The sequence below is a fragment of the Actinokineospora sp. genome (assembly GCF_050699995.1).
Classification (GTDB): domain Bacteria; phylum Actinomycetota; class Actinomycetes; order Mycobacteriales; family Pseudonocardiaceae; genus Actinokineospora.
Genome location: NZ_JBOHGC010000395.1, coordinates 1 through 7,601 on the forward strand (window position 1 = coordinate 1; position 7,601 = coordinate 7,601).

The following is a 7,601-nucleotide window of genomic DNA, read 5'->3' on the forward strand; positions in this document are numbered from 1 at the left end:
GCCTGATCCACTCTGGACACCCGGAACGGCCTGTCGGTGACTTCACCGGCAGGCCGTTCCGCGTAGTCGACGGGAAACAGCTGCCCCGCGGGCGACAACGCCGTGTTCCAGCCGGTCAACGAAGCCATCGCGAGGTGGAATCTGACCTTGTACACGGGCTGATTCACAACCATTAACTCTTCACTCGCGGCACTTGAAATGGCCTGTCTCGCCAAATCTATGGAATCCGCAACCGGGTGATTAGGGTCTGCTTCGCGGTTGTACGGCGAAACGGGGGTCACCATGGTCATCCAGTCCGGCATCGTGGCCGACCGCGACAACCGGCCCGCACCGGCTCCCACCTTCGCCGAGACGCTGCGGGCCGCGATCGAGACACGCGGCCTGACGCTTGGCCGGATCACGGCGCACCTGCTGGCGCGCGGTGTCCGGGTCAGCGTCGCGACCCTGAGCTACTGGCAGTCGGGCCGCAGCCACCCGGAACGCCGGTCGTCGCAGGTCGTGGTGAAGCACCTGGAGGAGATCCTGTGGGTGGCGCCCGGCACGCTGACCCGGCTCCTCGACCAGCCCAAGCGGCGGCTCACCGGGGTGCCCCACCGGCTGCCCGTCGGCGCGCTGTGGCCGCGGCCGGACCAGATCGAGGAAGCGCTCAGCCACGTCGACATGGGCTGGGACGACCGACTCAGCCGGATCAGCCACCACGACCGGTTCATCGTCGGCCCCGACCGCGACGAGCGATCCACCATCTCCCGGCAGGTGCTGCGGGCCAACGCCGACGGCCCGGACCGGTGGGTGGTGATCATGCACCTCGACGAGCACGAACGACCGTTGCCCCTGGTCAGACTCCTTCGGCACTGCGAACTCGGCCGGGTCGTGCGCAAGCCGGAGGCCGGTCTGCTCGTCGCCGAACTCCTCTTCGAGACCCCGCTGAAACGGGGCGAGACGGTCATCACCGAGCACGAGCTGGTCAACCAGCCGCCGTATCCGGCCGCCACCAACTACGAGCGCAAGTTCCGAATGCCGGTCCGCGAGTACGTCCTGGAGGTGTGCTTCGCCGAAATCCCCGCCGAGTGCGAGCAGTACACCGTGACCGAGACCGGAGAGGAGAGGGCGCGGCGGGTCCAGGTCGGCGCGGACGGCACGGTCCACGGCGTCGCCCTCGACTTCGGGCCCGGCTGCTACGGATTCCGCTGGCGCTGGTGAACGCGCCTACCCGCGCAGGTCTCCTCGGGTGCGCTGCCAGTCGGAGACCGAGTCCAGGCCCGAGTTCAGCTCCTCCCCCAGCATGGCGGCGCGGTGTTCGACCACCGCGTCTCCCAGGAGGGTTCGGGCGAGTTTCGAGTCGGTGAGCCGGGTCAGCGCGTCCCACGGCGTGCGGGCCAGGTCGCCGACCACTCGGCCCTGCGCGGGCAGTGGGAGGCGTTCCTCGATGCCGGACAGGCCCGACGCGAGCAGGGCGGCGACCACGAGGTGCGGTTGGGCGTCAGCGCCCGCGAAGCGGGCTTCCATGCGCAGGGACGGGCCGCGGCCGACCATGCGGATGGCGGCGGTGCGATCGTCGGTGCCCCACCGCAGGGTGCGCGGTGAGAAGGGCGCGGTGCGCAAGCGGACGTAGGAGTTCCAGGTGGGCGCCCAGAACGCGGTCAGGTCGCCCGCCGCACGCAGGATGCCGGCGAGGAAGTGGCCGAACACGGCCGACGGCTCGGTGGGCTGGGCGCCCGCGACCATGGACCCGCCGCCGGGGTCGAACAGGGCGAGGTGGACGTGGCAGGAACTCGCGGTCTCGGTCGACTCGGCCGCCAGGTACCCCGCGCGGGCCCCGCGGGCGGCGGCGGCCTGTCGGATGGCGAGTTGGTGGAGCATGGCGTCGTCGCAGGCGGCGATGGCGTCGCGCGGGCGCAGGACGATCTCGTACTGGCCCGGGTGGGCCTCGCCCCTCGCGGATTCGGCGCCGAGGTCGAGGCGGTCAATGGCCGCGTGGACGTCGGTGAGCAGGTCACGCAGCGGGGAGAGGCCGTCGACGGCGTAGTCGACTCGCCGGTCGGTGAGTGGGGTGCCGTCGGGCGCGGTGAACGTGACCTCGTGCTCGATGCCCACGGACGGAACGAATCCGAGCCGCTCGGCGGCGGCGATGTGGTCGCGCAGCAGGGTTCGCGGCGCTTCGACCACGGGACGGCCGTCGGGCCACTCGACGTCGCAGACGACGAACCAGGCGCCCGGCCCGGCCGGGGCGAGCGTGGCCAGGTCCGGCCGGAGGGTGAGGTCGCCGTAGCCGCCGAGGAACGGGTCGACGGCGGAGGCGTTGACCGGGTCGCGGTCGGGGTTCCAGCCGAAGACGTGCGCGACCATGCCGTAGCCGGCGGGCAGGACGGCGTCGACGAAGACTTCCGCGCCCACCTCGACCGCGGCGAACCGTGCGTGCGGATCGGGCACCAGGCAGACGATTCGCCGCACGTCACCGGACACGACCGCCGCCCGCAACGCCCCCGACAGCGAGGACGCGGCGAGCGCGCGGTCGGCCAGGGTTCTCGGCCCGACCGGCCGACTGTGCTGGATCGTCATCTTTGGGCCATCACGGCCGCGGGGCGAGCGCCCGGACGGTCTCGATCGGGTCGGCCCCGGTCGGCAGCACGGCGATGGCGGGCGTGGTCAGCCCGGCGTCCACATAGGACTGGACGCGTTCGCGGCAGTGGTCCACGCTGCCGTGCACGATCAGGTCGTCGACCACGGAGTCCGGGATCGCCGCGTTGGCCCCGGCTCGGTCGCCCGCCGCCCAGGCGTCGTGCATGGGCTTGAGTTCGTCGCCGCGGCCCAGCCAGTCGTGGAAGGCGGCGTACGCGGGGACGGTCAGGTAGCTGCTGATCAGCAGCCTGCCCAGGGCGCGCGCGGCGGCGGCGTCCTCGGTCGGGCAGACGAAGATGCGCGCGACCAGTTCGAGGTCGGGACCCACCTCGGCGCGCACAGTCGGCACGTCGCCCGCGCCGAGCCAGTTGGTGATCGCACCGTCGGCCTCACGCGCGGCCAGCTTGAGCATGCCGGGCCGCAGTGCGGCGAGCATGATCTCGGGCGGCTGGGCAGGCGGGCGTTCGAGCCGGAACTTGGTGATCTCGAAGGTGCCGTACTTCTCGGTGACCTTGTCCCCCGCCAACGCCGACCGCAGGAAGCGCAGCGTGTCGCGCATCCGGTGGAACGGCTGGTCGAAGTCGATGCCGTTCCACCCCTCGACGATGGTGGGTGAGGACGTCCCGATGCCGAGGGCGAAGCGGCCGGGCGCGAGTTCGGCCATCGTGGCGGCGCTCATCGCGAGCAGGCCTGGCCCACGGGTGTAGACCGGCACGATCGCCGTGCCGAGCCGGAGTTCGGGGGCCCATTCGGCGGCCAGCGCGAGTGGGGTGAAGGCGTCGGTGCCCGCGGTCTCGGCGGACCACACGTCGGTGAAGCCGAGGTCGGGTAGTTCCTTGACCAGGTCCCGGTGTGCCGCCAGGGGGACCCCGGTCAGCGGCAACGTGATGCCCCACCTCGACATAAGCGCCTCCTGGATCGTTTCCTGCCGACAGCGTTCCACACCCCGCCACCCCTCATCCATCCCTCAACCACCACTGTCATTTCCGACACGCACGGGTTCGAGGTCTCGCGCAGCATGGGGGTGACAGGGAGGCGCGCGTTTCACACCCCGAAAACTCTCATCCATCAGTGTCATTTCCGACGTGGGAAACAGCTGATCTGATGGAACACATGAGCGAACGACTGCCCGCCCGGCTGCGCGCCCTGGCAAGCGAGTTGACGAGACTGCGAGAGCAGGCGGGTTTGACGACCCGCCAGGCGGCGGCCCGCGCGGGAATATCCATTGCCACGGTGAACCGCACGGAGAATGCGAAGCGGATCCCTTCGGTGGCGGATGTGGCCACACTTCTGGCGATCTATGGGGTGGTGGGCGCGGAACGCAAGCGGATCCTGGCGATGGTGGAGGAAGTGAACTCGCCAGGCTGGATGGAGACCAGTCCCCGCCTTACACATCTGCTGAAGGCCCTGACCGACTTCGAGTCGGAAGCGGGATCGATCGTTAACTTCGCCCCCTCGGTCGTGCCCGGTCTGCTCCAGACCCACGCCTACGCGAGCGCGATCATGGCAACAGGTCGGGCGACCCCAACCGCCCAGCAAGCGTTGGTCGAAGCACGGATGGATCGGCAGCGGATCCTGACCAAACTCGCGCCACCTCGCTACACGGCCATATTGGACGAGGCCGTGTTTCGCCGTGCCTATGGCGGAAGCGCGGTGATGGCAGAGCAGATCCGCTGGCTCGCGGATCGCGCGAAACTCCCCAACATCTCCGTGCGGGTGATTCCGTTCAAGCACGGCGGATATCTCAACCCCGGCCACTTCTCCATGCTCGCGTTCAGCCGAACACCCACGATGGTGTTCGTGGAACACCACGGCTCGTCGGGCTTCCTGGACGAGCCGGAAGACATCCTGATGTTTCAGGATGTCACGGCTAGGCTGATCGAGGTGTCGCTGGGATCCGCCGACTCGGTGAACTTCCTGGCGAGAATGGCGGCCGATTTCGAACGGAGCTGAAACAGCATGCACGCTGAGTGGCGGAAGTCGAGCTTCAGTGGCGGCGAGGGTGCCGACTGCATCGAGGTCTCCTACTCGGCAGAGGTGTGGCTGCGCGACTCCAAGAAGCCCGGTGCAGGCACCCTGCGCCTGCCCGCGTCGTCATGGCTGCCCGCTCGCCTGACGTCGTTGGTGGTTCGTAACGGCTGACATGTCAGTCGAGCGCCTTGCGGCGCAGGTCGCCTGCGCGCTTCGCGTCGGCGATGAGGCCCGGTGCCTTCTCGTGCGCGCGACCGAACTCATCCGCGATGCGCAACGAGGATTCGCCGCAGCGTTTGCCGGTACCGCCGACCCGGACGCCGCCGCTGTCGAGGGCTCGTTGGCGGAAGCCAGTCAGGTCATCACCCATCAGATCGCCACCATCAGCGAGGCGGAACAGATCTTCCGGGATTACCTGCGCGCGCTCGGGGTCGCGAATCCGGTTCCGCACGATCGTCCACCACCCGTCGACCGGCTCGAACGCATCCGAGCATCGCTTCCCCCGGCGGTCACACCTGGCTCCGGCCAGAAGACCCACGGCCGATGGACCGACGCAAACGGCCAAACCCACGAAGTGGTAAGTGGCAAGGATGACAAGGACGACGAGGTCGTTCGACTCCTCAAGAGTATGCGGGCTCGACGGATGCCACTCGTCACGACACACGTCGAAATCAAACTCGCCGCACACATGCGAAAGAACCAGATCCGCTCCATCACATTGACACTGAACAACATTCCCTGCATGGGCGACATGGGTTGCGAGGCGCTTATCTCCGTCATTCTTCCGGCTGGGTATACGATGACGGTCCATGGATCCGACGGCGTTGTCCGCGAGTACCGAGGAGGTGGCACGTCCGAGTGGGTGCCATAGTCGTGCACTACGACCGCGCGCATGCGTCGTCGCCGATCCGGGTCGATACCGAGCCGCAGATCGACGACTTGATTGACCGACTCCGCGTCGAATCACCCGCCCAAGCACCGCTGTTGATGCAGGTCGTGCTGGCCGTCGATCCCTACACGCAGGGACTGGACGTGGGGATCAAACGTGACCGAGGCGTGTTGCGCTACAGCGGGCGCGAGTGGTTCGAAGGCGTGTACAGCGTCGGTGAACTGCCCGCCGAGGAACCGCCCACGTACTTCTTCATGGATACGGACACCGAGTTTCCGGCAAATTCAGAACTGTCGATCGACATCATTCGTATGGCCGTCAAGGAATTCATGGAAACAGATGGCGCCCGTCCCACCTGCCTTGACTGGCAATCCGACGAATGACCAGGGGGCTTCCCGACGACTGCCGCCAACGGGTGGTCCAGCCGATGTGGAAGTGCCGATCGAGCAGGTGCGGCGCGGCCTTCGCGAATTCCTCGACACCGGCTCGCGTCCGTCGACAGTGCGGCAGTAGCCGGCGGGTTCAGGTGGTGGAAGCACGCGGTGCTTGGAGCCCGGTGAAGTGCGCCCAGGCGTGCGGGCGGTGGCTCGGTGGCTCGGTGGCTGTTCAGGCCGCCGAGTGTCGTGGTGCCGCGGGGAGTGGTCTTCGCTGCGGGTCCAGGTAGGCGGGCGGGGTGAATTCGGGCAGCCCGTCGACGATGGTGACGGCCCAGTCGGAGTTGTGCACCAAGCGGTGGTGGACACCGCACAGGAGCACGAGGTTGTCGAGTGCGGTGGGCCCGCCGTGGGCCCAGTGCGCCACGTGGTGGCCGTGGCAGGAGCGGGGCCGCCGATCACATCCTGGGAACCTGCAACCCTGATCCCGCAGGATCAGGGCGCGGCGTAGGTGGGTGGGGATGGTGTAGCGGATCCGGCCGACGTCGAGTGGTCGGGTGGCGCCGCCCATGACGTAGGGGATGACGGCGCTGTCGCAGGCGGCGGCGCGCAGTTCGGCGGCCGACAGGGTGGCCCCGGTGTCCAGGGTGGCCCGGCCGACCCCGTCGCGCAGCGTCTCGATGGTGGCGGTCAGGTGCAGGTGCGGGCGCTCCCCGGCCTCGGTCGGCAGGTCGGGGGCGGCTTGGGCGAGGTCGCAGAGTTCGGCGAGGGCGTCGCCGTTGCGTTCGGCCGGGTCACGCTGATCATGCTCACGGGGTGCGGCCAGTGCGGTGATCAGTGTTTCGAGGGTGGCGCCGTCGGTGGGGGTCAACTCGAACCGGCCGTGGACCACGCCGTCGCGGTGCCGCCGCCACGCCAGGAAGTTCTTGGGCTGCGGCTCCGGCGTGTCGGCGGGTTCGGGCCCGTCCTGGTCGAGCACCGTGAGCATCCGCTCCGCGCACACCCGCAACTCGGCCGGGTTGGCGGTGCGGGCCTGCTCGGCCAACGCGGCCTCGAACCCGTCACGCGCCGGCGCGTCCACCCACGCCGGCAGGTCGCCCATGGTCTTGGCGATGATGTCGACGTGCTCACCGTCGATCACCGCGTCGCCCATGGCGGCGCGGGTGGCGGGTAGGGCGGCGGGCCGGTGGTGCCCGGTCGGGGTGACCGTCTCGGCGAGCACCTCGGCCCGCTCCACCCAGCGGCGGGCCTCGCGCGGGTGGACCCGCACCAGGGCGGCGAGGAACTTGGGCAGGGACCCGTATCCGGCGAGCCGGTGGATGTCGTCGGCCTCCAACTCGCCCACCAGATCGAGCACCCGGGCCATCGCGGCCCGTGCCTCACCCACGGCGGTGACCAACTCAGACGTGAGCGCGGGACCACGTGACGCCCAGAACCTGTCCGGGTCGTTGTGATGGATCTCCAGCTCCGCCATGCCACCAAGTCTCCCCGCGACCACCGACAATCCCGGCCCGGTTTCCGGCCCCGACGACCCATGTCACACGATGGTGTCAACATCGGGGAATGCCTTGCGGTGAAACAGATTCCGGGTACACACACCGCGACTCCTTGCCTGACAATGCGCTGCTGCCACGGGTGACACGGCAACGACAGATCACACCCGATCAGTCCCCTGACGAGTACCAAGATCAGATGCTTCGACCCGCTGAACCTGCCGGCCGCTGCCGCCTGCGGCCCTTCGGCCCTAG

General features: G+C 68.9%; 10 protein-coding genes. 6 read left to right on the forward strand and 4 right to left on the reverse strand.

What is annotated here, in order from left to right; genetic code table 11:
- A partial coding sequence (locus tag ACRDSQ_RS19795; protein WP_431423099.1) for a hypothetical protein occupies positions 1–290 on the reverse strand: 290 nt, incomplete at its 3' end.
- Here ACRDSQ_RS19795 and ACRDSQ_RS19800 point away from each other — a divergent pair.
- The gene (locus ACRDSQ_RS19800; protein WP_431423101.1) at positions 283–1,200 is read left to right on the forward strand and encodes a helix-turn-helix domain-containing protein; all 918 of its coding nucleotides are present in this window, start codon (positions 283–285) and stop codon (positions 1,198–1,200) included. The two genes, ACRDSQ_RS19795 and ACRDSQ_RS19800, sit on opposite strands and share 8 nt — an antisense overlap.
- 6 nt (positions 1,201–1,206) lie before the next feature.
- Here ACRDSQ_RS19800 and ACRDSQ_RS19805 read toward each other — a convergent pair whose 3' ends face one another.
- Positions 1,207–2,559 carry a glutamine synthetase gene (locus ACRDSQ_RS19805; RefSeq protein WP_431423103.1) on the reverse strand — a complete coding sequence of 451 codons (1,353 nt, stop codon included), beginning with the start codon at positions 2,557–2,559 and terminating at the stop codon, positions 1,207–1,209.
- A gap of 10 nt (positions 2,560–2,569) precedes the next feature.
- Positions 2,570–3,523, reverse strand: coding sequence for an LLM class F420-dependent oxidoreductase (locus ACRDSQ_RS19810; RefSeq protein WP_431423105.1), 954 nt, complete (start codon positions 3,521–3,523; stop codon positions 2,570–2,572).
- Positions 3,524–3,732: 209 nt separating this feature from the next.
- On the opposite strand from ACRDSQ_RS19810, the gene ACRDSQ_RS19815 reads away from it, so the two are divergent.
- Genes ACRDSQ_RS19815 through ACRDSQ_RS19835 form a run of 5 tightly spaced genes read left to right on the forward strand, consistent with a single transcriptional unit; the run spans position 3,733 to position 5,992 of the window.
- On the forward strand, positions 3,733–4,572 hold the full coding sequence (locus ACRDSQ_RS19815) for a helix-turn-helix domain-containing protein (RefSeq protein ID WP_431423107.1): 840 nt from the start codon (positions 3,733–3,735) through the stop codon (positions 4,570–4,572).
- Between the two features lie 6 nt (positions 4,573–4,578).
- Entirely contained in the window at positions 4,579–4,761 is a 183-nt protein-coding gene (locus tag ACRDSQ_RS19820; RefSeq protein ID WP_431423109.1) for a DUF397 domain-containing protein, read from the forward strand.
- A 1-nt stretch (position 4,762) separates the two neighbouring features.
- A complete protein-coding gene (locus ACRDSQ_RS19825; RefSeq protein ID WP_431423111.1) occupies positions 4,763–5,461 on the forward strand; it encodes a DddA-like double-stranded DNA deaminase toxin in 699 nt (232 codons plus the stop codon).
- Positions 5,462–5,463: 2 nt separating this feature from the next.
- Positions 5,464–5,862 carry an Imm1 family immunity protein gene (locus ACRDSQ_RS19830; protein ID WP_431423112.1) on the forward strand — a complete coding sequence of 133 codons (399 nt, stop codon included), beginning with the start codon at positions 5,464–5,466 and terminating at the stop codon, positions 5,860–5,862.
- The gene (locus ACRDSQ_RS19835) at positions 5,819–5,992 is read left to right on the forward strand and encodes an Imm1 family immunity protein (protein ID WP_431423113.1); all 174 of its coding nucleotides are present in this window, start codon (positions 5,819–5,821) and stop codon (positions 5,990–5,992) included. The genes ACRDSQ_RS19830 and ACRDSQ_RS19835 overlap by 44 nt, the downstream gene beginning before the upstream one ends.
- A 93-nt stretch (positions 5,993–6,085) precedes the next feature.
- Here the strand turns inward: ACRDSQ_RS19835 and ACRDSQ_RS19840 are convergent, their stop codons facing one another.
- Positions 6,086–7,327: a DUF222 domain-containing protein gene (locus ACRDSQ_RS19840; protein ID WP_431423114.1), complete on the reverse strand. Its 1,242-nt coding sequence runs from the start codon at positions 7,325–7,327 to the stop codon at positions 6,086–6,088.
- Between the last annotated feature and the right edge of the window lie 274 nt (positions 7,328–7,601).